Here is a 26,540-nt window from a genome sequence, read left to right on the forward strand (position 1 = left end):
AAAAATGCGCTGCGGATCTCTCCACAGCGCACCTTCTCAATTCATGTCAACCGTCTTCAGTTGGCCAGTTGCTTCCAGGTGGCAATCACCGTATCGGGGTTCAGCGAGATGGAGCCAATGCCCTCGTCCTTCAGCCACTGCGCAAAGTCCGGGTGGTCGCTGGGGCCCTGGCCACAAATGCCGACATATTTTCCCGCGCGCCGGCAAGCCTGGATGGCCCGGCTCAGCATGGCCTTGACGGCGGGGTCACGTTCATCGAAGTCCTGGGCCAGGATGTCCAGGCCGGAGTCGCGGTCCAGGCCCAGCGTGAGCTGGGTCAGGTCGTTCGAACCAATCGAGAACCCGTCGAAGAACTCAAGAAACTCGTCGGCCAGGATGGCATTGCTCGGTACTTCGCACATCATGATCACGCGAAGGTCTTTTTCGCCGCGCTTGAGGCCGTGCTGCGCCAGCAGGTCCGTGACCTTCTTCGCCTGGCCCAGGGTGCGGACAAACGGCACCATGACCTCAACGTTGACCAGGCCCATGTCGTCGCGCACGCGCCTGAGCGCTTCGCACTCCATCGCAAAGGCTTCGCCGAAATCAGGGCTGAGGTAGCGCGACGCGCCGCGAAAACCGAGCATCGGATTTTCTTCCTCGGGCTCGTAACGTGAACCGCCGATCAACTTGCGGTATTCGTTGGACTTGAAGTCCGACAAACGCACGATCACCGGCTTGGGCCAGAAGGCCGCTGCGATGGTGGCCACACCTTCGGTCACCTTGTCGACATAGAAGGCACGCGGCGAGGCATGGCCGCGCGCCACGCTTTCCACTGCTTTTTTCAGGTCGGCATCCACGTTGGGGTAATCAAGAATCGCCTTGGGGTGCACGCCGATGTTGTTGTTGATGACAAATTCCAGCCGTGCCAGGCCGACACCGTGGTTGGGTATCTGGCAGAAGTCAAACGCCAGCTGGGGGTTGCCGACATTCATCGTGATCTTCAGGTCGATCGGCGGCATCTCGCCTCGCTGCACTTCCGTCACTTCGGTCTCCAGCAGGCCGTCATAAATGTTGCCGGTATCGCCCTCGGCGCAGCTCACGGTGACGAGCATGCCGTCTTTCAGCGTTTCGGTGGCATCGCCGCAGCCGACCACTGCCGGGATACCCAGCTCGCGCGCAATGATGGCCGCGTGGCAGGTGCGCCCGCCGCGATTGGTCACGATGGCACTGGCGCGCTTCATCACCGGTTCCCAGTTCGGGTCGGTCATGTCCGTCACCAGGATGTCGCCGGCCTGCACCTGGTCCATGTCCTTGATGTCGTGGACGATGCGGACTGCGCCCGTGCCGATCTTCTGGCCGATCGCGCGGCCCTCTGCCAGCACGGTGCCGGTGCCCTTGAGCTTGTAGCGCTGCTCGGCCTTGCCCTTGGACTGGCTCTTGACGGTCTCGGGACGCGCCTGCAGGATGTAGAGCTCGCCGTCGATGCCGTCCTTGCCCCACTCGATGTCCATCGGGCGGCCGTAATGCGCTTCGATGATCAGCGCATAGCGGGCGAGCTGCTCGACGTCGGTGTCGGTCAGTGAATAGCGGTTACGCAACTCGGTCGGCACATCAGTGGTCTTGACCAGCTTGCCGCCGGCTTTTTTCTCGTCGGCGCTGGTGAACTCCATCTGCAGCAGCTTGCTGCCCAGGTTGCGGCGAATGACGGCGCGTTTGCCCGCTTTGAGCATGGGCTTGTGCACGTAAAACTCGTCAGGGTTGACGGCGCCCTGCACCACCGTTTCACCGAGGCCGTAGCTGGAGGTGATGAACACCACGTCTTCAAAGCCGCTTTCGGTGTCGATGGTGAACATCACGCCGGCTGCACCCTTGTCGCTGCGCACCATGCGCTGGATGCCGGCGGACAGCGCCACGTCGGAATGGGCAAAGCCCTGATGCACCCGGTAGCTGATGGCGCGGTCGTTGTACAGCGAGGCGAACACCTCTTTCATCTTGTGCAGAACGTCCTCGATGCCGACGACGTTCAGGAAGGTTTCCTGCTGGCCGGCAAATGACGCGTCAGGCAAGTCCTCTGCCGTGGCGGATGAGCGCACCGCAAAGCTGGCCTGGGCATTGCCGGCGCTGAGGGCGGCAAAACTGTCGCGAACGGCTTTTTCCAGATCGGCCGGGAAAGGCTGGGCTTCCACCAGCTTGCGGATTTTGGCGCCGGCTTCGGCCAGCGCGCGCACGTCATCGGTGTTGAGCGTGTCCAGCACGCCGTTGATTTTTTTGTCGAGGCCGTCATGCGCCAGGAACACGCGGAAAGCGTGGGCCGTAGTGGCAAATCCGGTGGGAACACGAACCCCGTTGGGGCCGGTCGGCAGTTGCGAAATCATTTCGCCGAGGCTGGCGTTCTTGCCGCCGACAGACTCGACGTCTGTCATCCTCAGGTTTTCAAACGGTACGACCAGGGCGGTCGCCTCAAACAGCTTGGACATGAAAATACTCCGGGAGGTTTAAAAACCGTGGAATTCACCATGCGCGGCAAGCAACCTTGTTGTTGTTGGAAGGGGTTGTGGCGGGGCATGATGTGACAAACTGGATAATTGCCACGATTGTAGGCGGCTGGGGCCGGGCGTGCCGCGTCAGGCTTTCACCCGGCTTTCAACCAGCCAAACCCTCATTTCCGCCCTTTCAAGCTCCTTCGAAGCCCTTCCATGTCCCAACGCACCGTATTTTTCATCTCTGACGGCACCGGCATTACCGCTGAAACCTTTGGTAACGCCATCCTGGCGCAGTTTGAGTTCAAGCCGCGCCATGTCCGCCTACCTTTTATCGACAGCGTGGACAAGGCCCACCAGGCGATCCGGCAGATCAACCACACGGCCGAAGTCGAGGGCAAACGCCCCATCGTCTTCACGACGCTGGTGAACATGGAGATCCTCGCCGTCATCAAGGCCCACTGCAACGGCATGCTGCTGGACATGTTCGGCATGTTTGTGGCGCCGCTGGAGGGTGAGCTGGGCATCAAGTCCAACCACCGGGTCGGCCGGTTTTCAGATGCGTCCAAAAGCAAGGAATATGACGACCGCATCGAGGCGATCAATTTCTCGCTGGCGCATGACGACGGCCAGAGCAACCGCGACCTGGCCGGTTCGGACGTGATCCTGGTGGGCGTGAGCCGCAGCGGCAAGACGCCGACCTCGCTCTACCTGGCCATGCAGTACGGCCTGAAGGCCTCCAACTACCCGCTGATTCCTGAAGATTTCGAGCGCCGCCAGCTACCGCCGGCGCTGGTGCCGCACCGCAAGAAGATCTTTGGGCTGACCATCGCGCCCGAGCGCCTGGCGCAGATCCGCAATGAACGCCGGCCCAACTCCAAATACGCCAGCCTGGCCAACTGCCGCGAGGAAATCCATGAGGCCGAAGCCATGATGCGGCGCGAGGGTATACGCTGGCTGTCAACCACCACCAAGTCGATCGAAGAGATCGCCACCACCATCCTTCAGGAGATCCGGCCCGAGCGGCTGGAGTACTGAGGCTGGGCCAGGCACATCCATGCCGCTGCGCGGGATGCACAGGGTGACCATAAATCGAAGCAGGGGTCAGCATCGATAAGCAATTCCCGCTGCATAGGGGCTGAATCCCATTTTTCCCGGGGACCGGGTGAAGCTGCTACTGATTTGATAGCTGCCCGCGCCCGTCCCTATTGGCAAGGAAGCATTTTTACCGAAAAAATGGAGTCTTGGATTTTGTTAAAAATTTGGCATGAAATCAGCCTTTGGCCCAATCCCGACGTGCGCGAGCAGCTATCTTTTTTATAGCAGCACCGGGTCAGCCCAGCACCGCCACACCCTTGACCTGCGCGTACACAAGGTTGCCAGGCTGCAATTGCAAGGCTTCTGCCGACTTCTGGGTGAGCCGCGCCAGCAGTGTGCTGCCGCCGGCGTCCAGGCCGACCATCACCTGTCCCGGGCTGTCGGCTGAGAGGCCGGTGACGGTGACCGCAAAGATGTTCTGCACGCTGGTGCCCTCCTGGCGCTCCAGCGTCAGGCTCACATCACGCGCCTGGATGCGCACGCGCACGCGCTGGCCGACCTGCAGCGAAGGGTTGAGCAGGCTGATGCGTCCGCCGGGAAACTCGGCATGGCTCATGTGCCATTCAGGCTCGACGGCACTGATCACGGCATCTATCACCGCGGCCGCGGCATCGCCATGCGCCAGTGGCAGATCGAGCCGCGTCATCAGCTCGCGCGTGGGGCCTGAGGCCGTGACACGGCCGGCATCCAGCAGCACCAGGTGGTCGGCCAGCCGGGCGACCTCATCGGGCGCGTGGCTGACGTAGAGCACGGGCATGTCGAGTTCGTCATGCAGGCGCTCCAGGTAGGGCAGGATTTCGGCCTTGCGGGCGATGTCCAGCGAGGCCAGGGGCTCGTCCATCAACAAAAGCCGCGGGCTGGTGGCCAGCGCGCGCGCGATGGCCACGCGCTGGCGCTCGCCGCCCGAAAGCGTGCCGGGCATGCGCCGCATCAGTTTTTGCAAGCCCAGCAATTCAATGGCATGTTCCAGCGACATGCGGCGCTGGCCAGCCGGCACGCGGCGCTGGCCGAAATCGAGGTTGCGGTGCACGTCCAGGTGGGCGAACAGGCTCGCTTCCTGGAACACATAACCCAGCGGCCGCTGATGCACCGGTAAGAAGACGCCGGCCTTGTCGTCTTGCCAGACCTCGCCATTGACCGAGAGATGGCCGGCCGCTGCCCGCTCCAGTCCGGCAATGCTGCGCAGCAGGCTGGTTTTGCCCGAACCCGAGGGACCGAAGATGGCCGTGACGCCGCGCCCCGGCAAAGCCAGCGACACGTCGAGCGAGAAATCGGTGAAGACACGATGAAACGAGGCGGTGATGCCACTGTCTGCCGGCCTCATGCGCCCTGCCCTTTGCGCCTGCCCGGCTGCAGGGTATTGAAGGTATAGAGCGCGAGCAGCACCAGAAAGGAAAACACCAGCAGACCGCCGGCCAGCCAGTGCGCCTGGCGGTATTCAAGCGCCTCCACATGGTCGTAAATCTGCACCGACATCACACGCGTCTTGCCAGGAATGTTGCCGCCCATCATGAGCACAATGCCGAACTCGCCCACCGTGTGCGCAAAACCCATGACGGCGGCCGTCAGGTAGGCGGGCCGTGCCAAAGGCAGCACCACGCTGAAAAAGGTATCCAGCGGGGACGCGCGCAAAGTGGCGGCGGCTTCCAATGGGCGTTCACCAATGGCTTCAAAAGCGTTTTGCAAAGGCTGCACCACAAAGGGCATGGAATACAGCACCGACCCCACCACGAGTCCGGCAAAGGTGAACGGCAGCACGCCCCAACCTAACGATTGCGTGAGCTGGCCCACCGGGCCGTTCGGCCCCATCAGTACCAGCAGGTAAAAACCCAGCACCACCGGCGGCAAGACCAGCGGCAAGGCCACCAGCGCACCCACTGGCCCTTTGAGCCACGAACGCGTGCGCGCCAGCCACCAGGCCAGCGGGGTACCGGCCAGCAGCAACACCACGGTGGCGGTGGCCGCCAGCCGAAAGGTCAGCGTCAGTGCCTGAAGGCTTGCATCGTCGAGCATGGTTGAGTGTTGCCTCAGTGTGACTTGGTGGCCGTTTCAGGGCTCGTAGCCGAAGGAACGGATCACTGCCCTGGCCTTCTCGGTTTTCAAAAAGGCCATCAGCTGCGCCGCGGCCTTGCTGTCTTTGGCCTTGGCCAGCAGCACCGCATCCTGGCGGATCGGGCTGTGCAGGCTCTCGGGAACAATCCAGGCCGAGCCCGACTTGATCTTGCCGCCTTCGTAGACCTGCGAGAGCGCGATAAAACCGAGCTCCGCATTGCCGGTGGAAACAAAGCTGAAGGCCTGACCGATGCTTTCGCCTTGCACCAGCTTGGGCTCCAGCGCGGCCTGCAATCCGAGTTTGTTCATCGTCTCCACCGCGGCCGCGCCGTAGGGTGCGAGCTTGGGTGCGGCAATGGCGATCTTTTTGAAGTTGCCCTTCTTCAAAACCTCGCCCTGTGCATCGACCACGCCAGGCTGGGCCGACCAGAGCACCAGCTTGCCGGTGGCATAGGTAAAGCGGCTGCCGTTCACGGCCGCGCCTTCCTTCTCCAGCCTGGCGGGGGTTTCGTCGTCGGCCGCAAGAAACACTTCAAACGGCGCGCCATGGGTGATCTGCGCGTAGAACTTGCCGGTGGCGCCGAAGGTCAGCACCGCTTTGTGGCCCGTGTCTTTTTCAAAGTCCGCGGCGATCAGTTTCATGGGTGCGGTGAAATTGGCGGCCACAGCGACCTGAACTTCCTCCGCCAATGCGGCGGCCGATGCCAGTGCGAGACACAGAGCCGGCAGCCAGCGCGACACAGTTCTGAACATGATGAAAGTCCGGTGATGAAAGATAGGAGACGGCAGTGCGGGAGACGAAGATGCGTTTGAAAGAAAGCCACTCCTGTCGATTCGCTATTCTATTTTAGAATAGCGGTACCTGTCCCGAGGCCTCCATGAAAAAAGCCGCTGCTTCCTCGTCTGCTGCTCCCTCCTTCGCAAGCGCCTTCAGCCATGAACCGGCCGACAAGCGCATCGAGATCCTGCGCCTGGTGGGTGAAAGCGGCTCGATCTCGCAGGCGGCGCGGCAAGCCAGGGTCAGCTACAAGGCCGCCTGGCAAGCCATCGACACCTTGACCAACCTGGCCGGTGTGGCGCTGGTGGAGCGCGCTGTGGGCGGCTCTGGCGGTGGCGGCGCCACCCTGACGCCGGCGGGCCAGAAGCTGCTGGCAGTGGCGGGCCTCTTGAGCGAAACACGTAGCCAGGTGCTGGCGGGCTTCAAAGCCAATGAACTGCTGCTGCCCCGCGCGCTGCCGGTACTGTCCAGCATGAGCGTGCGCACCAGCATGCGCAACCAGTTGCCCTGCCAGGTTGAGAAGATCGAGGTGCGCGGCCAGATGGCGCGTGTGCACCTCAGGCTGGCTGGTGAGGCACTGCTGGTTTCGCGCATCACCAAGGCCAGTGCGGAACTGCTGGGCTTGCAGAAAGGGCAAACGGTACTGGCCTTGTGCAAGGCTACGGCGGTGGCCGTGCGTGAGCCCGCGGTTCCCACACAGCCAGAGGTTTGCGTATTGAGCGGCCGTGCGGTTCGGATCAGCCGCGGCGCCACGGGCGATGAAGTGTCGATGCAACTTGACGGGGGCCTGCAACTGGTCGGCTTTGCGCCTGCCGGCAGCAGCCTGAAAGTCCGCTCCCCGGTTCAGGCCCTGATCGACGAATCAGCCCTCGTGATTGCCCTTTCGGCCTGATGGCCAGGCAAAAAACGCCGCACCGCGCCTATTCTACAAATAGCTAATATCTATCGATAGACTAAATTTAAAAGAGTTATACTATCGTCTCGAAAGCATTTTTACCCGTTCTTTAACCCAGCATAGGAAGCTATTCAGATGTCCCTGATCAATACCCAAGTCCAGCCTTTCAAAACCCAAGCTTTCCTCAACGGCAAGTTCATCGACGTTTCAGACGAATCGCTGAAGGGCAAATGGTCGGTCCTGATCTTCATGCCGGCTGCATTCACTTTCAACTGCCCTACCGAAGTTGAAGATGCTGCCGACAACTACGCCGAATTCCAGAAGGCCGGTGCTGAGGTATACATCGTGACCACCGACACGCATTTCTCGCACAAGGTGTGGCACGAAACCTCCCCCGCAGTCGGCAAGGCCAGGTTCCCGCTGGTGGGCGACCCAACCCACACGCTGACCAAAGCCTTTGACGTGTTCATCCCCGAAGAAGGCCTGGCATTGCGCGGCACCTTCGTGATCAACCCCGAAGGCGTCATCAAGACGGCTGAAGTGCACTCCAACGAGATCGCACGCGACGTCAAGGAAACCCTGCGCAAGCTGAAGGCTGCCCAGTACACCGCCGCTCACCCCGGCCAGGTTTGCCCTGCGAAGTGGAACGAAGGCGCCAAGACGATCGCCCCTTCGATCGACCTCGTCGGCAAGATCTAAGAACAGGTCTAACGCCCTGCTGCCTTCCTGACGAAGGCCCGGGCCCCGGCACGCGCGTGTGTGCCGTCCCGGGCTTTTTTGTTCCCCATTGAAATTGAAAGTGAGTCCCTCATGCTCGACGACGCCACCAAAGCCCAACTGAAAAGCTATCTCGAACGCGCCACTGCGCCCATCGAAATCGTCGCCTCGCTCGACGGCAGCGAGGCTTCGGGCGAAGTGCTGTCGCTGCTGAAAGACGTGGCCGAGTCCTCCCCGCTGGTCAAACTGACCGAAAGCCGCGACGACCCGCACCGCAAGCCCTCGTTCTCAATCAACCGCCCCGGCGAAAACCACGGCCCGCGTTTTGCCGGCCTGCCCATGGGCCATGAATTCACCTCGCTGATCCTGGCGCTGCTGCAGATCGGCGGCTACCCGCCCAAAGTCGAGCAACCCGTGCTCGAGCAGATCCGCGCGCTGGACGGCGATTTCGACTTTGAGGTCTATGTCTCGCTGACCTGCCACAACTGCCCCGATGTGGTCCAGGCGCTGAACCTGATGGCAGTGCAGAACCCGCGCATCAAGACCACCATGATCGAGGGCGGTACCTTCCAGGACGAAGTGAAGGAGCGCGAGATCATGGGCGTGCCCACGGTCTTCCTGAACGGCACCATGTTCGGCAACGGCCGCATGAGCCTGGAAGAAATCCTCGCCAAGATCGACACCAGCGGCGTTGAACGCGAAGCCAAGATCATCAACAAAAAGGAAGCCTTCGACGTGCTGATCGTCGGCGGCGGCCCGGCCGGCGCAGCTGCGGCTGTGTATGCCGCACGCAAGGGCATCCGCACCGGCGTGGCGTCCGAGCGCTTCGGCGGCCAGGTACTGGACACCCTGGGCATCGAGAACTTCATCTCCATCAAGGAAACCGAAGGCCCCAAATTTGCCCACGCGCTGGAAGAGCACGTGCGCAACTACGACGTGGACATCATGAACCTGCAGCGCGCCAAGGCGCTGGTGCCCAACAGCGGGCCGGACAAAAACCTGATTGAAGTGCAGCTTGAAAGCGGCGCCTCGCTCAGGAGCAAGTCCATCGTGATCTCGACCGGCGCGCGCTGGCGCAACATCAACGTGCCCGGCGAGCATGAGTTCAAGAACAAGGGCGTGGCCTACTGCCCGCACTGCGACGGCCCGCTCTTCAAGGGCAAGCGCGTGGCGGTGATCGGCGGCGGCAACTCGGGCGTCGAGGCGGCGATCGACCTGGCCGGCATCGTCGGACACGTGACGCTGATCGAGTTCGACACTGCGCTGCGCGCCGACGCCGTGCTGCAGCGCAAGCTGAACAGCCTGCAGAACGTGACGGTGTTCACCAACGCGCAAACGACCGAAATCACCGGCGACCAGAAGGTCAATGGCCTGGTCTACAAAGACCGCGCCAGCGGCGAGCTGAAAACCGTTGAGCTTGAAGGTGTGTTCATCCAGATCGGCCTGGTGCCCAACACCGACTGGCTCAAGGGCGTGGTGAACCTGTCCAAACACGGCGAGATCATCGTCGACGCCAAGGGCCAGACTTCGGTGCCGGGCGTGTTCGCGGCGGGCGACGTGACAACCGTGCCCTTCAAGCAGATCATCATCGCGGCCGGTGAAGGCGCCAAGGCGGCCCTCAGCGCGTTTGACTACCTGATCCGCAGCCCCATCGCAGCGCAGTGATGCAGTGATGCAGTGATGGGATACCCGAAAAGGCCGTCCTCTCCGGGCGGCCTTTTTTTGAGCGGTTTTTCACCGGAATCCCCCTGATATCTACAGGGAACAAGATGAGAATTGTTCTCATTTGATGGTATAGTTCGCAGCGCCCCTACTCGCTAGCCAAACAACCCGGCAGCCTTCTCGCGCTGCCAGGCGTAGCAAGCCAACAACCCGCCCACAGGCCCCTGAATTTTCGTCACCCATCGTGGCGTCAGGGGCTGCTGTGCGCACGCCAGTTCCCTGGCGATCCTCCCCAGGAGTTTTGACTTGCTCACCTCGCATCTGCCGCACGCCGCGCGCCACCTTGCACCGTTCGCCATCCTTTCGCTGATCGCCGCGCTTCAAGGCGCATATGCCCAGACAGCGGCCGAGACAACCCTTCGCGAAGTGCAGGTGCGCTCCGATCAGGAGAAAGAAACCGCAACCGGCCCGGTGATCGGCTACCGCGCCAAAAGAGCTTCTACCGCGACCAAGACCGACACGCTGCTGTCCGAAACGCCACAGGCCGTGACCGTCATCACCAGCCAGCAGATTACCGACCAGGGTGCCAACAACCTGCAGGACGCCCTGGGCTACGCTGCCGGCGTGCGATCCGATGCCTATGGACTGGATTCACGGACCGACTCGGTGCGTGTGCGCGGCGCCAACCCCGACAACTACCTGGACGGCCTGCGCGAAGCCTACGGCTACTACACCAGCCGCACACGCGCAGACCCTTACACACTGGAGCGCCTGGAGGTACTGCGCGGCCCGTCGGGCATGCTGTTCGGCGCGGGCACGGCGGCCGGCGTCATCAACATGGTCAGCAAAAGGCCGCAAACCGAAACCCAGCGTGAAGTGGGCGTGCAGTTCGGCAGCAACGGCCGCAAGCAGCTCCAGCTCGACCTGACCGGCCCGCTGACGGAAGATGGTGAATGGCTGTACCGGCTGGTCGCACTCAAGCGCAGCGCCAACACGCAGGTCGACTTCGTACCCGACGACCGCAGCCTGATCGCGCCGTCGCTCACCTGGCGGCCCAGTGCGGCCACCTCGCTCACGTTGCAGGCGCTGTGGCAAAAAGACAAGAGCGGCTCAACCTCGCAGTTCTTCCCGTGGGAAGGCACGCTGCTGCCCAACCCGAACGGCCAGTTGCCGACCAACCGCTTCATCGGTGAGCCGGGCGACTACTATGACTCCGAACGCAAGTCCATCGGCTGGCTGTTTGAGCACAAGTTCAACGACACCTGGACGGTGCGCCAGAACTTTCGGATGGCCACCAACGAGAACGACAACCGCTACCACTACGGCGACTTCTTCACCAACCCGGGCAGTTGGGGCTCCGACCCGGTGGCCAAACGGCGGCTGGGCCGCATCAACGACAGCTCGCTCACGCGCAACCGCATCACCGCGCTGGACAATCACGCCGAAGGCCATTTCACCACCGGTGCGCTCAAGCACACGCTGCTGGTGGGCGCCGACTTTGCGCGCCACAGCGAGAACACCTGGGCGGGCGCCACGGTCAGCGATATCGACGCCTACGCGCCCGTCTACGGCAACCTGCTCATCCCCGTACGCGCGGCCCTGCCGGGCACCACGCAGCGGCAGACAGGCCTGTATCTGCAGGACCAGATGAAGCTGGACAACTGGATCGTGACGGCGGGCCTGCGCCACGACAAGTCGGTGTCGGGCGCCGAAGGCCGCTCTGAGGAAGAGACCTCGGCCACCACCAAGCGCCTGGGCCTGATGTATGCCCACCCCTCGGGCTGGTCGCCCTATGTGAGCTACAGCGAATCCTTCACCCCGCAGGCCGCCATCAAGGGGCAACTCTTCACGCCGCTGCGCGGTGAGCAGTGGGAGCTGGGGCTGAAGTACGAGCCGGCGGGCCGCGCGCTGGCTTATAGCGCCGCGCTCTATGACCTGCGCGAGAAAAACCAGATCGCCTCGCCGCTGCCCAACACCTACAACCAGGTGGGCGCCACGCGCACCAAAGGGCTGGAGCTGGAAGTCAAGGGCTCCGTCACGTCCAATCTGGAGCTGGTCGCGCACTACAACTACACCGAGCTGGACAAGCAGCTCGAAGGCCTGCCCAAGCACCAGGCCAGCGCCTGGGCCAAGTACCGCTTCTCCATCGCCGGCGTGAATGGCTTTTCTGCGGGCGCGGGCGTGCGCTGGATGGGCGCTTTCCGGGACCAGCAAGGCGGCGGCAATGGCCCGGAAATCCCCGCAGCCGCGCTGCTGGATTTGATGTTCGCCTATGACACCGCGAACTGGCGCTACGCCGTCAACATCAACAACGCGACCGACAAGACCTACTTCAGCACCTGCCTGGCCCGCGGCGACTGCTGGTATGGCGCGCGGCGCACGGTGGTGGCCAGCGCTACCTACCGCTTCTAGACGACAAGAAGGAGAGCCACGATGACCACGATCAGCCTCACGGGCAAGAAGACGGCGATGGACAGCCGGCGCATCAAGACCTGGACCTGGGTGCACAAATGGAGCAGCCTGGTTTGCACGGTCTTCATGCTGCTGCTGTGCCTGACCGGGCTGCCGCTGATCTTTCACCATGAGATCGGCCACCTGCTGGGCACCGAAGTTGAGGCGCCCGATTTACCCAAGGACACGCCACACGCCAGCTTGGACCGCGTGATGGAAGTGGCGCAGGGGCTGCATCCGGGCAAGGTGCCGATGTTCATCACCCAGGAGCCGGATGACAACCGCTTCTGGTATGTCACATTTGGCGACACACCGACATCCGAAGAGAACAACAAGACCGTCGCGGTCGACGCACGCACCGCCGCCGTGCTGGCCCAGCCCAAGTTCGACGAGGGCTTTATGTACGTGATGTTCAAACTGCACGTCGACCTGTTTGCCGGGCTGGCGGGCAAACTCTTTCTGGGCTTTATGGGCCTCTTGCTGCTGGTGGCGATTGTCTCGGGTGTGGTGCTGTATGCACCCTTCATGCGCAAACTGGATTTCGGCACGGTGCGGCAAACCCGCCCACGCGCCCGCTGGCTGGACCTGCACAACCTGCTGGGCATCGTGACGCTGGTGTGGGCCTTCACCGTGGGCGCCACGGGCATGATCAACACCTGGGCCGACCTGTTGATCAGGTACTGGCAGTACGACCAGTTGAGTTCGCTGCTGGCGCCTTACCAGGGGCAAAAACCGCCGGCCCGCCTGGCCTCGGTGCAGCAGGCAGCTTCATCAGCGACCGCACTGGCGCCTGAAATGAAGATGGCGTTTATCGCTTTTCCGGGTACGTCGTTTTCAAGCCCGCACCACTACACAGTGTTCCTGCGCGGCAACGAGCCCTTCAACTCGCGCCTGCTCAAGCCGGTGCTGGTGGACGCCGGCACCAATGCGCTCACGGCCAGCCCGCCGCTGCCCTGGTACCTCACAGCGCTGCTGGTGTCGCAGCCGCTGCACTTCGGCGACTACGGCGGCATGCCGATGCAAATCCTCTGGGCCCTGCTGGACATCGCGACCATCATCGTGCTGGGCAGTGGCCTTTACCTGTGGCTTGGGCGGCGTAATCCGGCCAAAGCGGCGAAGCCGGAAAAAACAGCAGGGCAAATACCAGCGCCGCATGCCGCGCGCCATGAAACGACTGGCGGTGCCGCGTGAGCGCAAAGGCCGATTCCGCGAAAGGCTCCGCTTTCTGGCGCCTGTGGCGCTGGCCCCTCGTACTGGGCACGCTCAGCACCACCGGCCTGCTGACCGCGCTCGTATCTGACGGCTGGGGGGACTGGTGGTGCTGGCTGGGGTTGGGCGTGCCCGTGGCTGTGATGGCCTGGTTCTCGTGGGTGCCCAGCGGGCCGCGCAAACGCTGAATGGCGAGTGAGTGGTTTTTTGCTCTGAAGCGGTATGTAAAAGTTAATCTGGCAGCACTTTGAAGCGAAGCACAAGAACACCAAAATCTCACGGCAAAAGCACCCAAAACCCTTATAGAACGGGCGCAAGCAGCTCCTGATTTAATAGCAACCCCAAAAACCTTCACTGGCCACGCTTGCCCAGGTGCGGCTGCCTGGCGCTTGAGTTCTGTCGCCGCGCGAAGTGCGATGGTGATGTGCCTGACCTTGGCGCCGGTGTGGCGTCTATAGCCATCACCGGCGGCAGGCCCGCCCAGGCTATAAAATTCAGGCTTGCTCACGCACGATCTGAGGGCACGACCTGAAGGGATGCGCGGTGAGTCCCTTGCATCACCCAAAGCCCTTTCTCGTCCCCCCATTTCTTTCCTCCTTCTCTTCTTTTTTTCTCATGAGCGCCTTCAACACAGAACGCATTATTTCCGTCCACCACTGGACCGACTCGCTATTTAGCTTCACCGCCACGCGCGATTCGGGCTTTCGCTTCGTCAACGGCCAGTTCACCATGATCGGCCTGCCTGTGGACGGCAAACCGCTGCTGCGCGCCTACAGTGTGGCCAGCGCCAACCATGAAGACCAGCTGGAATTTTTCAGCATCAAGGTGCCGGACGGCCCGCTGACCTCGCGCCTGCAGCACTTGAAGCCCGGCGACGACATCCTGGTCGGACGCAAACCCACCGGCACGCTGTTGCTGCAAAACCTGCTGCCTGGCAAGACACTGTGGTTGCTGGCCACTGGCACCGGTCTGGCGCCCTTTCTCTCTCTGATCAAGGATCCCGATACTTACGAGCGGTTTGAGCGCGTGGTGGTGGTGCACGGTTGCCGTACCAGCGCCGAGCTCGCCTACCGCGAGCTGATCGAGCACGAGCTGCACGAGCATGAGTTCCTCGGTGAGCTGGTGCGCGGACGCCTGATGTATTACCCCACCGTGACGCGCGAACGCTTTCGCAACGAAGGCCGCATCACCGAGCTCATGCAGTCGGGCAAGCTGTACAGCGACCTGGGCTTGCCCGCGATCTCTACCGGGAACGACCGCCTGATGCTGTGCGGCAGCCCCGACATGCTGCGCGACATCAAGGCCATGCTGGAAGAGCGCGGCTTTGAGGAAGGCAACATGCAGCGAGCCGGCCACTTCGTGGTGGAACGCGCATTTGCCGAGCGCTGACTGACAACGGGAAACGTTTGCAATGCGAACGTTTCTCACAATCAAACGCAACCAGACCGCCCCAGCAGGGGAATGCTTGAGTTACGGCACGCGGCCAGTGACAATGGGCGATCCGCACTACACAACGATAAGGAATTTCCATGAAAGGCGACGCAAAAGTCATCGCTCACCTGCAGGCGCAGCTGAAGAACGAGCTGACGGCCATCAACCAGTACTTCCTGCACTACCGCATGTACAAGCACTGGGGCCTGGACAAGCTGGCAAAGAAGGAATACGAAGAGTCCATCGGCGAAATGAAGCACGCCGACAAGCTGATGGACCGCATCTTCATGCTCGATGGCCTGCCCAACCTGCAGGACCTGGGCAAGCTGATGATCGGTGAGGATGTTCCAGAAGCCCTGAACTGCGACCTGAAAGCCGAAACCGGCGCACAGGCCACCATCAAGGACGGCATTGCCCACTGCGAAAGCGTACGCGACTATGTCTCACGCGACCTGCTGCAGGAAATCCTCGATGACACCGAAGAGCACATCGACTTCCTGGAAACCCAGATTGAGCTGATTGGCAAGGTTGGCCTGCAAAACTATCTGCAAAGCCAGATGGGCGAGTTGAGCTGAATGCGGTCCTGAAATAGCCGGATGACATGCCTGGCGCAATAAAAAAAACGGGGCACAGGCCCCGTTTTTTGTTTGCGCCAACGCTGACTGCCCCTGGTTTTCAGAAGCTCTTTTCCCGGCCTCAATTTCGCGGCTGCATAGAGACATATCGCGTTTTCGCCACACAGGCATCGTTTTTTCGTCATTCCTGCAACGTCCAGATACAAGGGATTACGAATCATTATCATTTGATATACACTTCGGGCGAACTTCACGAGCCAGCCAACTCGCGCCCGAGGGCATTTCGAGCCAGCCAAGCTTTTTCCTGAAACCCGGTCCGCCCTCTGCAAGGCAGGACCCTGCTTGGAGGCCATCTTGGCACACCCTTCTGCTCGCGCCACGCGCCCTGCGCGCAACAAAAAGACCCGCACCACGGGCACTGACAATTTCACGCCGCTTGCCGGCCCGGTTGCCAATCCTGCCGCATCTTCCGACAAAGCCCTGCTCCCGCTTGGCGCGCTCATGCTGGCGGTTTCGGTGTCAGGCTGGGCCCAGAGCATCACCCCGACGCCCAGCACCGGCGCCACGACCGCCACGTCGTCCACTGCACCCGAAGGCAGGAGCCTGGCACCCGTCACGGTGACAGGCACACGCGACCGCGCCAGCCAGACTTATCAGAGCGGCATTACCAGTGTCGGTAAAGCGCCATTGGCCGCCAAGGACATTCCGCAATCGCTCACGGTCGTCAACGAAAAACTGATTCACGACCAGGGCAAGGACAGCTTCAAGAGCGCCCTTGAGAACGTTGTCGGTATCACTTTTGAAGCAGGGGAAGGCGGGCGCATCGGCGACAACATTCGCTTGCGCGGTTTCAGTGCTGCTGGAGATATCTACCTGGATGGCATGCGCGACATTTCCCAGTACAACCGGGACACCTTCAACTATGACCGGGTGGAAGTCTTGCGCGGTGCGGCATCCATGCTTTTTGGTCGCGGTTCTACCGGCGGCATCATCAACCAGGTCAGCAAAACTCCGCGCCTGATCACAGAGCATGAAGTGAATACGACGATAGGAACCGGCAATTACTTACGCCTGTCAGGCGACTTCAACTTCAAGACATCGGATGACGCCGCATTTCGCATCGGGGTCATGACAACGGACTGGGATGGCCGCGCCGGAAAAGCAGAAACGCATCGTCGCGGCCTGGCCGCAGACTACCGCTGGGGCATTGGTACGTCGGACGAATTCATGGTCAGCCTGTACCATCTCAACTACAACGACAAGCCCGACCTCGGCGGGCGTTGGCTGCAGAACGCACCCGCGCCCTTCTCTCCCGATAAATGGTATGGCGTAGATTCGGACTACCAGCGCGACAGCGCCGACATTGTCACCGGCACGCATACGCATCGCTGGGCAGATGGCAGCACCCTCAAAACAACGCTGAGAGACGGACATTTCAGCCGTGATCTGTGGGCCACGCAAATTAACGGGTTCGCCGCTAGCGTCACGCAAGCGAACTTCAACCAGAACACAGTCGTCAACCGCGGAAACCAGACACGCGCAGGGCAGGACCGTCATACTTTCCTGCAAAGTGACTACGTCACAAAGACAAACTGGTTCGGTCTCAAGAATGACCTCCTGATTGGTGGGGAATACGCGCTGGAGCGCTCTGGCCGGGACAGCTACAGCAATGTTCCCGGAAAACCTTCAACGACCGTCGGCATTGCAAGCAATGCAGGCGTTGCAGACACCCGGGTACGGACTTGGGCCAACAACTTCACGGCCACCACGGTGGGCATATACGCGCAAGACATCATCAGCCTGACACAAGCCTGGAAACTGGTCGGCGGATTTCGCCACGACAGTTTCAAGGGGGAGTACGACCGGGTAACTGGCGGCCGCCTGTCCCGCTCAGACAATCTCTTGAGTACTCGCCTTGGCGTGATGTACCAGCCGACCGATGAAGTCAGCTATTACGCATCCTATGGCACCTCATTCAACACCTCAGGCGATCTGTACCAATACGATGCGACCACGGCTAACACGCCACCGGAAAAAAGCCGAAACATCGAAATAGGCGCCAAGTGGGAGCTGTTCGGAGGGGATTTGTCATTACGTACGGCCCTTGCCCGGACAGACAAGTACAACGAGCGCAGCACCGACACGCAAACAGTGCCCGGTGGCACGGAGTTCCTGTTGTCGGGACAACGCCACACCAACTCGCTGGAGTTTGAAGTTGCAGGCCGTTTAAGCGCAAGCTGGGACGTTTTTGCGGGCATCGCCTTCATGCGCGGTGTCATTGACAAAGCCGGTTCAAGCCCCGCATCAGCCGCAAGTGTTGGCCAGGAGCCAGGCTTGCTCCCCCATCGTCAAGCCAACCTGTGGACCACCTACCGGTTTTCTGACAAATGGCGTGTGGGTGGTGGCCTGACGGCAGTCAGTAAAAACAAGCCCGCCTTGCCGGTGCCGACAACCAATAGCGTGCCGGGATACACCAAATTCGATGCCCTGCTTGAATATCAGATTAACCAGAACAACTCCATCAAGGTCAATCTCGACAACGTATTCAACAAAGTCTATTACACCGCCCTGTACACAGGCTGGCCTGGCCCTGCTGCACCGGAACGCAGTCTGCGTGCCACCTGGACCAGCAAATTCTGATCTGAGAATCGGATTTTCCAAACTCAGGCACCTGGGAGATACTTCCGGGTGCCTTTTTTATTGATGGAATCCCATGCTGCTTCGCATTCAACAAGCCCTCAAGCCGGACGAACTTGCGCAGGTCCGCCAGCTGATCCTGGGCGCCGATTGGGCCGACGGCCGCATCACCGCCGGCAGCCAGAGCGGCACCGTCAAGAACAACCTGCAGCTGCCTGAAGAGCTGCCCGCCGCCCAGCAGGCGCGGCACATCGTGTCGGTGGCGCTGGCTCGCAACCCGATGTTCGTGACCGGGGCGCTGCCCAAATCGGTCTATCCGCCGCTCTTTAACCGCTACGGCGGCGACGCCAACAATTTCGGCAACCACATTGACAACGCGGTACGCACGCATGCCGCCACAGCGCGGCACGTGCGAACCGACATTTCCTGTACGCTGTTCCTGAGCGATCCGGCCAGCTACGACGGCGGCGAACTGGTCGTGCAAGACACTTACGGCGAGCAACGCATCAAGTTCGAGGCGGGCGACCTGGTGATGTACCCGGGCACATCGGTGCACCGCGTGGAGCCTGTCACGCGCGGTGAGCGGCTGGCCTGCTTCTTCTGGATTGAAAGCATGGTGCGCTCCGATGCCCAGCGCCGGCTTTTGTATGAGATGGACATGGCCATTACCTCTCTGCGCCAAAAGGAACTGGAACACTCAACCCCAGGTGCGGCCGAAGGCGCCGAAGTGGTACGGCTTACAGGCTGCTATCACAACCTGCTGCGGATGTGGGCGGAGGTTTAGGCGGTTGGACCGCGTTTATCCTGCATCGTGAAGGGTCTTGGCAACCCATCACCCCGATGGTGCCTCGCTCGCCCCAAGAAACAGCCTTTCCGCTATCTAATTCATAGCTGCTTGCGCCCGCCCAGAAAGGCTTACCGCTGAATTTTTCTTCGAAAACAAGGCCAAAAATCCTCTGCAAATAGCTCGCACTTCCTGAAATCTGCATCTCATGATTGCAAATGCGATAGATTCGCATTTATAATCAACACACCGATTGAATCAATCACCAGCCAAGCCCATCCATGATCGTTTGCGTCTGCCGCCGAATCTCCGACCGCGAAATTGCCCGCCATGCCCGTGCAGGCTTGGGCTTTGACGAGATCCAGTTCGAACTCGGCGTGGCCACCCAGTGCGGCCAGTGCGAAGGCTGCGCCCGCGACGTGGTGGCGCAGTGCAGCGCCAGCTGCCCGACGGCCAACATCAAGCTCGCCACCCACACGCTGGAAGGCAGCCCATGGAACACCTTGCAACCTTCTCCCCAATACTGATTTCGGCCCTTCCTGTCAGCCTTGTGCTGGTGATAGGCTCCGCGTGGTGGATCTTCCGCCGCTAGTTTCCTGGTTGCCTTTTGACCGAAACCGCGCCTCATGTGGCCATTCGCCCACCTATCTCCCTCTCGATGAACGCCACTTTCTCTACCGCACCGCGCCCCGCACCGCCGCGCCAGCCCCTCAGCCGCAATGCCGTTATCGCGCTGACAGTGGTGGCCCTGCACGTAGGGTTCATCTGGGCGCTGCAAAGCGGCTTGTTGATGCGCGCTGCGGAAATCATCGTTCCCGCGGCGATCCTTACGCAATTCGTTGACTCGCCCGCCCCCAAAGTGGAGCCTGTTCCCCCCACGCCTCCGACGCCAACGGTGCAGAAAAAAGCCGTTGCCAGAGCGCCCGTGCAACCGGCGCCCCAGCCTCTGGCCATCACGGACCCGACACCTTCGCCAAATGCCCCGACAGGCGTGGTCACGCCGCCACTTCCGCCTGCACCAGTGGCTGTAGCTCCTGCAGTGCCCGCCGCACCACCCACGTCAACTGTTGTGCAGTTGCCGTCGAGCGATGCCGACTATTTGCAAAATCCCGCGCTAATTTACCCACGGATTAGCAGGATTCAAGGGGAAAAGGGAAAGGTAATCGTCCGTGTCCTCATCGGCGCGGATGGGTTGCCGCAAAAATCCGAGCTTCGTAAATCCAGCGGCTATTCACGGCTGGATCGTACGGCGCTGGAGTACGTCATGAAATGCCGTTATGTCCCCGGCAAAGTCGGTGGAGTAGCCCAAGCCATGTGGTATGACGCACCCGTCAATTTTGATCTTATTGAATAACTTTTCGCACTGTGGAGTATTGATTCATGAATTCCCAATTCGGCCTTGCCAACGTCTGGAGCCAGGGCGATATCGTTACCAAATCGGTGGCCGTGCTGCTGCTGGTCATGTCGCTCGCGTCATGGATGGTCATCATCATCAAGACGCTGGACCTCATCAAGTACAAAAAGATCGCGCGCGCCTCTGAAGACTTCTGGCACAGCGAAGACTTTGCCGCAGGCCTCACCAAGCTGGGCTCGGACCCCGCCAACCCGTTCCGCCAACTGGCCCTGGAAGGCCGCGAAGCCACGCTGCACCACCGCAACACCAAGGCGCACCTGCACGATGCCCTGGACGTGAGCGACTGGGTCACGCGCACGCTGCGCAATGCCATCGACGAATTCACCGGCAAGCTGCAGTCGGGCCTGGCCATCCTGGCCTCGGTCGGCTCCACCGCCCCCTTCGTCGGCCTCTTCGGCACCGTGTGGGGCATCTACCATGCGCTGCTGTCCATCGGCGCGGCCGGCCAGGCGACCATCGACAAAGTGGCTGGCCCGATCGGCGAATCGCTGATCATGACGGCGCTGGGCCTTGCGGTTGCCATCCCGGCGGTGCTGGGCTACAACGCGCTGGTGCGCGGCAACAAGGGCGTGCTGCAAAAACTCAGCCGCTTCGCGCATGACCTGCACGCCTACTTCGTCACCGGCGCCCGCGTGAGCGCCGGCGGCCAGCAGGCCAATGTTGTGCCAATGAAAAAAGCCTGAGAGCCAACCCTTTATCCTGCTCTGCCGCCCCACAGCTGCGGAGCTCCCTCATTCAGTGACCGAGAAGCACCATGGCCTTTGGAACCCAAGACGACAGCGATGAGGTGATGAACGAGATCAACATGACGCCCATGGTGGACATCATGCTGGTGCTGCTCATCATCTTCATCATCACGGTCCCCGTGATGAAGCATTCCGTCAACATCGACCTGCCGCGCGCTTCCAACGAAGCGCAAAACATCAAGCCGGAAACGGTTCGCCTGAGCGTGGATGCGGAAGGCAGCTATTTCCTGAACGAGACCAAGGTTTCAGACGAAGAGCTGGTCACGCAGCTCAAGGCGTCGGCAGCACAGAACCCGCAGCCAGATCTGCATATCCGCGGCGACAAATCGGTTCGCTACGAGCGTGTGGCCCAGGCCATGGCAGCAGCCCAACAGGCCGGGCTGCGCAAGATCGGTTTCATCACTGAACCCAAGAACTGACCAGGGCCTGCAGGACTCATCGGGTCCTGGATGCATGTCTGCTGGACAGGCAGTCCAGGTTTTTCACACAGAAAGAAACAAAACCGCAGCCTGGATTCGCTTGACTTTCAAATGAGAATGGTTATCATTAACTTAACGAAACCCAAACAGGTTTAACCATCATGTCCATTGCAATGCCCGCCTCCCATACCTTGAGCCTCCCTGCCCGCGCCCCTGCGCACACAGAGACCGCTTCTGGCGGCCATCCTTCGGGCGCTTCCGCCGCCTGCGTCAACAGCACCGAAATCCTGCGCGGGCAAAAGGCGGTGGAAATCAACCACAACGGCTCGACTTACCGCCTTCAGGCCACTCGCCTGGGCAAACTGATTTTGACCAAGTAAGCCGCCTTCACCGTTTCATCACCCTCTTCATCAGCACAGTTTCATCGTGGGGCGATCCGGGGCTACCAAGCCTCCAAGGTCGTTTTTAGCCAGCCACAGACCCCTTCGGGGTTGTTTAGCCAGGCTTTTTTTCCTTGATGTTGTTCTGCTCTCGCCAACAAAAAAGCCGACCCCATGGTCGGCTTTTTCATTCCCGCTGTGAAGCGTTTACAGACCGATGGCGGCGATGCCCGCACGTGCGATTTGCGCGTCTTCGCTGGACTTCACGCCGCTCACGCCCACAGCGCCAATGCACTGTCCGTCTTTCACGATGGGCACGCCACCTTCGAGCATGCCGTGGATATAGGGCGCCGACAGGAAGGATGTGCGGCCGCCATTGATGACGTCCTCGTAAACCTTGCTCTCACGGCGGCCCATGGCGGCCGTGTTGGCCTTGGAGGGCGCAATGTGCGAAGAAATGGGCGGCGCTCCGTCCAGGCGCTGCAGGTGCAGCAGGTGGCCGCCGTCGTCCACGATGGCAATGGTGACGGCCCAGTTGTTCTTGAGAGCTTCGGCCTCGGCGGCGGCGGCGATGAGTTTGACGTCGGCGAGTTCAAGCACTGCTTTTGATTTCATGGTCTTCAGGATTTCCGGAGTTTGTTGGCAAAGATACCGAGCATACGCAAATTTGAGGCCGCCCTCCGCCCGTATTGCCGCCAAATTAGCTTATAGAACCCTTACAAAAAGTAGGGAGTGAGGGCTGGAAAAACGGCAATGCACCCTAAAATAATCTTGCCCGCATTTGCTGGCGCCTCGGAGACGACTTTCATGACTGACAATGTTCAAACCCTCGACTACGGCGTTGCTTCCAGCGTCGAGCAACGCAACAAGGTCCTGCGCAACACCTATTGGCTGCTGGCCCTGAGCCTGCTACCCACCGTGCTGGGCGCCTGGCTGGGTGTGGCCACGGGCATTACCCGCTCGCTCAGCGGCGGATTGGGCCTGATCGTGTTCCTCGGCGGTGCCTTCGGCTTTATTTTCGCCATTGAAAAGACCAAGAACTCGGCCGCGGGCGTGCCTGTGCTGCTCGGTTTTACCTTTTTCATGGGCCTGATGCTCTCGCGCATGATCGCCATGGTGCTGGGTTTCAGCAACGGCGCATCACTGGTCATGACGGCTTTTGCCGGTACGGCCGGCGTGATGTTCGTGATGGCCAGCCTGGCCACCGTCATCAAGCGTGACCTGAGCGGCATGAGCAAGTGGCTGTTTGCCGGCGCGCTGGTCATCATGGTGGCAGCCGTCATCAACGTGTTCGTCGGCTCGACCATGATGATGGCAGTCATCAGCACGCTGGCCATCGCGGTTTTCAGCGCCTACCTGCTGTATGACCTGAAACAGGTGATCGACGGCGGCGAAACCAACTACATCAGCGCCACCCTGGCCATTTACCTGGACTTGTTCAACATCTTCCAGAGCCTGCTGGCCCTGCTGGGCATCTTCGGCGGCGAACGGGACTGATCCGCTTCGCTACAGAACAAAAAAAGGGCCTCAGGGCCCTTTTTCATGCGCACCTCGTGTCATTCTCCGCAAGGTGAGCTTGGAGCTTCTCCAATTCAAGCCGGGGCCGCGGATCTGGCTCTGCAGTCCGCAGGCGCAGCGGCCCCCTCGTGGGAGCAGGGAGCTACACGCAGTGAGAGACCGTGGGGGCCAAATCAAACACCGCAATGGACTCCACATGGGCCGTGTGCGGAAACATGTTGACCACGCCAGCCGCCGTGCAGCGGTAAGCGCCGCTGTCCACCAGCACGCCTGCATCCCGCGCCAGGGTGGCCGGGTTGCAGCTTACATAGACAATGCGCTGCGGCGGCGTCCAGCCGTTGAGGGCCAGGCTCTGCTGGTGCTCACCGTCGTCACAGGGGACGCCGCTGACGATCTGCTGGTGCAGCGCCGCCAGGGACTTGAAGAGCTCAAAGGCGCCTTCACGCGGAGGGTCCACCAGCCATTTGTCGGCACGGCCGTCTTTCACCAACATCGCCGGCGTCATTTCAAACAGGTTGCGCGCTACAAATTTTGTAGCTGCCAGCGCCCGTCGGACGCTGGATGCAGGCCTGTTTCTTTCAAAATTCTCGCGTGAACGGGCGACCAGGACTTCACTGCCCTCGATGCCCAGCACCTCGCGGGCGCGCGTGGCCAGCGGCAAGGTGAAATTGCCCAGGCCGCAAAACCAGTCAATCACCCGCTCGTCCGGCTGCACCGCCAGCATGCGCAGTGCACGCGACACCAGCACCTGGTTGATGTGGGGATTGACCTGCGTGAAATCGGTCGGCTTGAACGGCATGACCACATCGAACTCCGGCAGGCCGTAGCTCAGCTCCTGCACAGCGTCGTCCAGCAGCTTGACCGTCTCGAGGCCCCCCGGTTGCAGCCACCATTGCAGGCCGCGGTTTTGCGCAGCGAAATCGCGCAGGCGGTTCAAGTCTCCGGGGCTTAGGGGCTCCATATGGCGCAGCACCATGGCCGTGACTTCATCGCCACAGGCCAGTTCGATCTGCGGCAAGGTTTCCTTCGCATCCATGCTGCCGATCAGCTCGCGCAGCGGCACGAGCATGTCGCTCACGTGCCGGGGCACCACGTGACATTCGGTCATATCGGCCACGTAGCCGCTTTTACGCTCGTGAAACCCCACCAGCACGGCGCCCTTTTTGCGGACATAGCGCACCGACAACCGCGCGCGATAGCGGTATCCCCAGGCCGGCCCTTCAATGGGCCGCAGCAGGTTGTCCGCCTTGACCTTGCCGATGTGCCAGAGATTGTCTTCAAGCACACGCTGCTTCACGGCCACCTGCGCCCCCACATGCAAATGCTGCATCTTGCAGCCGCCGCATGCGCCTGTATGCATGCCGAAATGCGGGCATGCCGGCCGCACACGCTGGGACGATTCACGGTGAATCGCCATCACCATGGCTTTTTCAAAGCTGCTTTTCTTGCGGTAGACGTTGGCAGTTACCCGTTCGAAAGGCAGGGCACCTTCAATAAATACCACCTTGCCGTCAGCCCTGTGGGCAATTCCCTGGGCTTCAATGTCGAGCGACTCGACCTCGAGCACGTCCAGCGGGTAGTCGGTCGCCGTCGCAGGCTGCTTGTTCTGGCTTTCTTCTGTCATGCACCAATTGTCTCAGGCTGCGGTACCATTTTCTGAACCCGTGAAAGGAAGGCGCCATGGAGCTTCGTATTTGCATCGATGTTGACAACATGGAACGTGCCGTCGAGTTCTATACAAAGGCGCTCGGGCTGCGCACAGGCCGCCGTTTCAAGAGCGACTTCGTGGAAATTCTCGGTGCGGGCAGCCCCATCGACCTGCTCTTCAATGCGCCGGGTACCCGGCCGATCGCCAGTGGTCAGGGCAGCGAAAGTGTTCGCACCTACCAGCGCCACTGGACACCTGTCCACCTTGATTTTGTGGTGGAAGACATTGATGCGGCGGTTGACCGGCTGCAGCGCCACGGTGCGGTTCTGGAAATGCCCGTGGCCGAACGGGTCTGGGGGCGAATTGCGGGGCTGGCCGACCCTTTTGGCCATGGCATTGACCTGCTGGAGTTCAAGGGCCGTGGCTACGACGAGATTTTGCAACCTCACTGATCACAAGCCCGGGGCAGGCAGCTGTATTTCCGCGCAACCGTTTGCTACAAAATAGATAGCTGCTTGCGCTCGTCCAGACTGGACCGCGAGCCTTTTTTTCATAAATTTTCTGGTAGATTTGCCCTGGCGCAAGCAGCGTCAAGGCATCAGAAACAAAAAAGGAGCCCGGCAAACGCGGGGCTCCTTTCTGTGGATGGAAATACCGCTTACTTGGCGGGCAGGTATCTGGAAGGGTCGACAGGCTTGCCCTGGCGGCGAATCTCGAAATGCAGCTTCACGCGGTCCGCGTCGCTGTTGCCCATCTCGGCAATCTTCTGTCCCTTTCGCACGCTCTGGTCTTCCTTGACCAGCAAAGTCTGGTTGTGCGCATAGGCCGTCAGGAAGGTGCTGTTGTGCTTGAGGATGATCAGATTGCCATAGCCGCGCAGGCCGGCGCCGGCGTACACCACGCGGCCGTCGGCCGAAGCAATGACGGGATCACCGGCCTTGCCGGAAATATCCAGGCCCTTGTTTTTGGCTTCGTCGAAACCGGCCAGCATCGTGCCCTGCGCGGGCCAGATCCAGGCGATGTCTTCATCGCCCGTTGCAGAGGGTGTCGGGCTGGCAGCCGGTGCTGACGCGGGACGCGCCGCGCTGGCAGCCTGCGTCGGCGTGGTGGATGCGGTGGACGTGGTGGCCGATCCGGACGTCACGGGGCGGGTCACCACCAGTGGATTTTCACTGGTCGGCGGCACCACGCGCAGCACCTGCCCCACTTCGATGATGTTGGGGTTTTCAAGGTTGTTCCAGCGCACGATGTCGCGCCAGTTCTGGCCGTTTTCCAGGCCGATGCGAATCATGGTGTCACCGGGTTTGACGGTGTAGTAACCGGGCTTTCCGGCGTTTTCAAAACCGGGCAATTGTTTGACATTGCCTGCGTCCACCGCGCCCGGCGTGGGACGCGACAGCCCGGTACCTCGGTCTTCAACCGGGGCATGGGTGGTAGAACGCGTGCCGCAGCCAGCGGCAAGCAGCAGTGCTGCCGCCAGGGCGCATGGCAGGGCCAGCCTGCCGAGCGTTGAGCGGGCGCCATGACTTGCGCCTGCGGCATCCACAGACACTGCCCGGTTCGGCCGTACGGTTTGATTCATTGGTTCTTTCGTCGTCAATCTGACGGGTATGGCGTATTGGTTAACTGGATGATCGGATGGTTCAATGCCGTCACTGCTATATCGA

25 protein-coding genes are annotated in these 26,540 nt (G+C 61.1%); 18 read left to right on the forward strand and 7 right to left on the reverse strand.

Annotation, left to right across the window (positions count from 1 at the left end):
- Positions 1 to 56: 56 nt before the first annotated feature.
- Positions 57 to 2,456, reverse strand: a complete 2,400-nt coding sequence (gene ppsA, locus AC1D1J_RS17665; RefSeq protein ID WP_477695425.1) for a phosphoenolpyruvate synthase — start codon at positions 2,454 to 2,456, stop codon at positions 57 to 59.
- Positions 2,457 to 2,675: 219 nt separating this feature from the next.
- On the opposite strand from ppsA, the gene ppsR reads away from it, so the two are divergent.
- Entirely contained in the window at positions 2,676 to 3,497 is an 822-nt protein-coding gene (gene ppsR, locus AC1D1J_RS17670; protein ID WP_477686879.1) for a posphoenolpyruvate synthetase regulatory kinase/phosphorylase PpsR, read from the forward strand.
- Positions 3,498 to 3,792: 295 nt separating this feature from the next.
- On the opposite strand, the gene modC is transcribed toward ppsR, so the two are convergent.
- The 3 genes from modC to modA are packed head-to-tail and all read right to left on the reverse strand — an operon-like array spanning position 3,793 to position 6,362.
- Positions 3,793 to 4,881 (reverse strand): molybdenum ABC transporter ATP-binding protein, encoded by a 1,089-nt coding sequence (gene modC / locus AC1D1J_RS17675; protein ID WP_477695426.1) that lies wholly within the window; start codon positions 4,879 to 4,881, stop codon positions 3,793 to 3,795.
- Positions 4,878 to 5,570 carry a molybdate ABC transporter permease subunit gene (gene modB / locus AC1D1J_RS17680; protein ID WP_477695427.1) on the reverse strand — a complete coding sequence of 231 codons (693 nt, stop codon included), beginning with the start codon at positions 5,568 to 5,570 and terminating at the stop codon, positions 4,878 to 4,880. Before modB ends, modC begins: the two co-directional genes overlap by 4 nt.
- A 36-nt stretch (positions 5,571 to 5,606) precedes the next feature.
- On the reverse strand, positions 5,607 to 6,362 hold the full coding sequence (gene modA, locus AC1D1J_RS17685; RefSeq protein WP_477686876.1) for a molybdate ABC transporter substrate-binding protein: 756 nt from the start codon (positions 6,360 to 6,362) through the stop codon (positions 5,607 to 5,609).
- Between the two features lie 125 nt (positions 6,363 to 6,487).
- Between modA and AC1D1J_RS17690 the strand changes: the two genes are divergently transcribed.
- The 15 genes from AC1D1J_RS17690 to AC1D1J_RS17760 all read left to right on the forward strand — a co-directional run bounded on the left by AC1D1J_RS17690 (position 6,488) and on the right by AC1D1J_RS17760 (position 21,707).
- Positions 6,488 to 7,279, forward strand: coding sequence for a TOBE domain-containing protein (locus AC1D1J_RS17690; RefSeq protein ID WP_477695428.1), 792 nt, complete (start codon positions 6,488 to 6,490; stop codon positions 7,277 to 7,279).
- Between the two features lie 138 nt (positions 7,280 to 7,417).
- The gene (gene ahpC / locus AC1D1J_RS17695) at positions 7,418 to 7,981 is read left to right on the forward strand and encodes an alkyl hydroperoxide reductase subunit C (protein WP_477671003.1); all 564 of its coding nucleotides are present in this window, start codon (positions 7,418 to 7,420) and stop codon (positions 7,979 to 7,981) included.
- Positions 7,982 to 8,092: 111 nt separating this feature from the next.
- Positions 8,093 to 9,664, forward strand: coding sequence for an alkyl hydroperoxide reductase subunit F (ahpF, locus tag AC1D1J_RS17700; RefSeq protein ID WP_477695429.1), 1,572 nt, complete (start codon positions 8,093 to 8,095; stop codon positions 9,662 to 9,664).
- Between the two features lie 303 nt (positions 9,665 to 9,967).
- Entirely contained in the window at positions 9,968 to 12,073 is a 2,106-nt protein-coding gene (locus AC1D1J_RS17705; RefSeq protein ID WP_477695430.1) for a TonB-dependent siderophore receptor, read from the forward strand.
- A gap of 57 nt (positions 12,074 to 12,130) precedes the next feature.
- Entirely contained in the window at positions 12,131 to 13,303 is a 1,173-nt protein-coding gene (locus AC1D1J_RS17710) for a PepSY-associated TM helix domain-containing protein (protein ID WP_477695478.1), read from the forward strand.
- Positions 13,300 to 13,509, forward strand: coding sequence for a hypothetical protein (locus AC1D1J_RS17715; RefSeq protein WP_477695431.1), 210 nt, complete (start codon positions 13,300 to 13,302; stop codon positions 13,507 to 13,509). The genes AC1D1J_RS17710 and AC1D1J_RS17715 overlap by 4 nt, the downstream gene beginning before the upstream one ends.
- 427 nt (positions 13,510 to 13,936) lie before the next feature.
- Positions 13,937 to 14,710 carry a ferredoxin--NADP reductase gene (locus tag AC1D1J_RS17720; protein ID WP_477695432.1) on the forward strand — a complete coding sequence of 258 codons (774 nt, stop codon included), beginning with the start codon at positions 13,937 to 13,939 and terminating at the stop codon, positions 14,708 to 14,710.
- A 140-nt stretch (positions 14,711 to 14,850) separates the two neighbouring features.
- The gene (gene bfr, locus AC1D1J_RS17725; RefSeq protein WP_477649629.1) at positions 14,851 to 15,327 is read left to right on the forward strand and encodes a bacterioferritin; all 477 of its coding nucleotides are present in this window, start codon (positions 14,851 to 14,853) and stop codon (positions 15,325 to 15,327) included.
- Positions 15,328 to 15,945: 618 nt separating this feature from the next.
- The gene (locus AC1D1J_RS17730) at positions 15,946 to 17,967 is read left to right on the forward strand and encodes a TonB-dependent receptor (RefSeq protein ID WP_477695433.1); all 2,022 of its coding nucleotides are present in this window, start codon (positions 15,946 to 15,948) and stop codon (positions 17,965 to 17,967) included.
- A gap of 73 nt (positions 17,968 to 18,040) precedes the next feature.
- The gene (locus AC1D1J_RS17735) at positions 18,041 to 18,748 is read left to right on the forward strand and encodes a Fe2+-dependent dioxygenase (protein ID WP_477695434.1); all 708 of its coding nucleotides are present in this window, start codon (positions 18,041 to 18,043) and stop codon (positions 18,746 to 18,748) included.
- Between the two features lie 281 nt (positions 18,749 to 19,029).
- A complete protein-coding gene (locus tag AC1D1J_RS17740; RefSeq protein ID WP_477649632.1) occupies positions 19,030 to 19,275 on the forward strand; it encodes a (2Fe-2S)-binding protein in 246 nt (81 codons plus the stop codon).
- Between the two features lie 131 nt (positions 19,276 to 19,406).
- A complete protein-coding gene (locus AC1D1J_RS17745) occupies positions 19,407 to 20,102 on the forward strand; it encodes an energy transducer TonB (RefSeq protein WP_477695435.1) in 696 nt (231 codons plus the stop codon).
- A 26-nt stretch (positions 20,103 to 20,128) separates the two neighbouring features.
- On the forward strand, positions 20,129 to 20,845 hold the full coding sequence (locus AC1D1J_RS17750; RefSeq protein ID WP_477649634.1) for a MotA/TolQ/ExbB proton channel family protein: 717 nt from the start codon (positions 20,129 to 20,131) through the stop codon (positions 20,843 to 20,845).
- Between the two features lie 71 nt (positions 20,846 to 20,916).
- Positions 20,917 to 21,327, forward strand: a complete 411-nt coding sequence (locus AC1D1J_RS17755; RefSeq protein ID WP_477667126.1) for an ExbD/TolR family protein — start codon at positions 20,917 to 20,919, stop codon at positions 21,325 to 21,327.
- 161 nt (positions 21,328 to 21,488) lie between these two features.
- The gene (locus tag AC1D1J_RS17760; RefSeq protein ID WP_477649635.1) at positions 21,489 to 21,707 is read left to right on the forward strand and encodes a hemin uptake protein HemP; all 219 of its coding nucleotides are present in this window, start codon (positions 21,489 to 21,491) and stop codon (positions 21,705 to 21,707) included.
- A 207-nt stretch (positions 21,708 to 21,914) separates the two neighbouring features.
- On the opposite strand, the gene AC1D1J_RS17765 is transcribed toward AC1D1J_RS17760, so the two are convergent.
- Positions 21,915 to 22,322 carry a GlcG/HbpS family heme-binding protein gene (locus tag AC1D1J_RS17765; RefSeq protein WP_477686869.1) on the reverse strand — a complete coding sequence of 136 codons (408 nt, stop codon included), beginning with the start codon at positions 22,320 to 22,322 and terminating at the stop codon, positions 21,915 to 21,917.
- Between the two features lie 192 nt (positions 22,323 to 22,514).
- On the opposite strand from AC1D1J_RS17765, the gene AC1D1J_RS17770 reads away from it, so the two are divergent.
- Positions 22,515 to 23,204: a Bax inhibitor-1/YccA family protein gene (locus AC1D1J_RS17770; RefSeq protein WP_477686868.1), complete on the forward strand. Its 690-nt coding sequence runs from the start codon at positions 22,515 to 22,517 to the stop codon at positions 23,202 to 23,204.
- A gap of 163 nt (positions 23,205 to 23,367) precedes the next feature.
- Here AC1D1J_RS17770 and rlmD read toward each other — a convergent pair whose 3' ends face one another.
- Positions 23,368 to 24,849: a 23S rRNA (uracil(1939)-C(5))-methyltransferase RlmD gene (gene rlmD / locus AC1D1J_RS17775; RefSeq protein ID WP_477686867.1), complete on the reverse strand. Its 1,482-nt coding sequence runs from the start codon at positions 24,847 to 24,849 to the stop codon at positions 23,368 to 23,370.
- 56 nt (positions 24,850 to 24,905) lie between these two features.
- On the opposite strand from rlmD, the gene AC1D1J_RS17780 reads away from it, so the two are divergent.
- A complete protein-coding gene (locus AC1D1J_RS17780) occupies positions 24,906 to 25,325 on the forward strand; it encodes a VOC family protein (RefSeq protein ID WP_477671017.1) in 420 nt (139 codons plus the stop codon).
- Positions 25,326 to 25,531: 206 nt separating this feature from the next.
- Here AC1D1J_RS17780 and AC1D1J_RS17785 read toward each other — a convergent pair whose 3' ends face one another.
- On the reverse strand, positions 25,532 to 26,455 hold the full coding sequence (locus tag AC1D1J_RS17785; RefSeq protein ID WP_477686866.1) for a peptidoglycan DD-metalloendopeptidase family protein: 924 nt from the start codon (positions 26,453 to 26,455) through the stop codon (positions 25,532 to 25,534).
- Positions 26,456 to 26,540: the final 85 nt, after the last annotated feature.

This window comes from Polaromonas sp. P1_F8 (genome assembly GCF_056405635.1).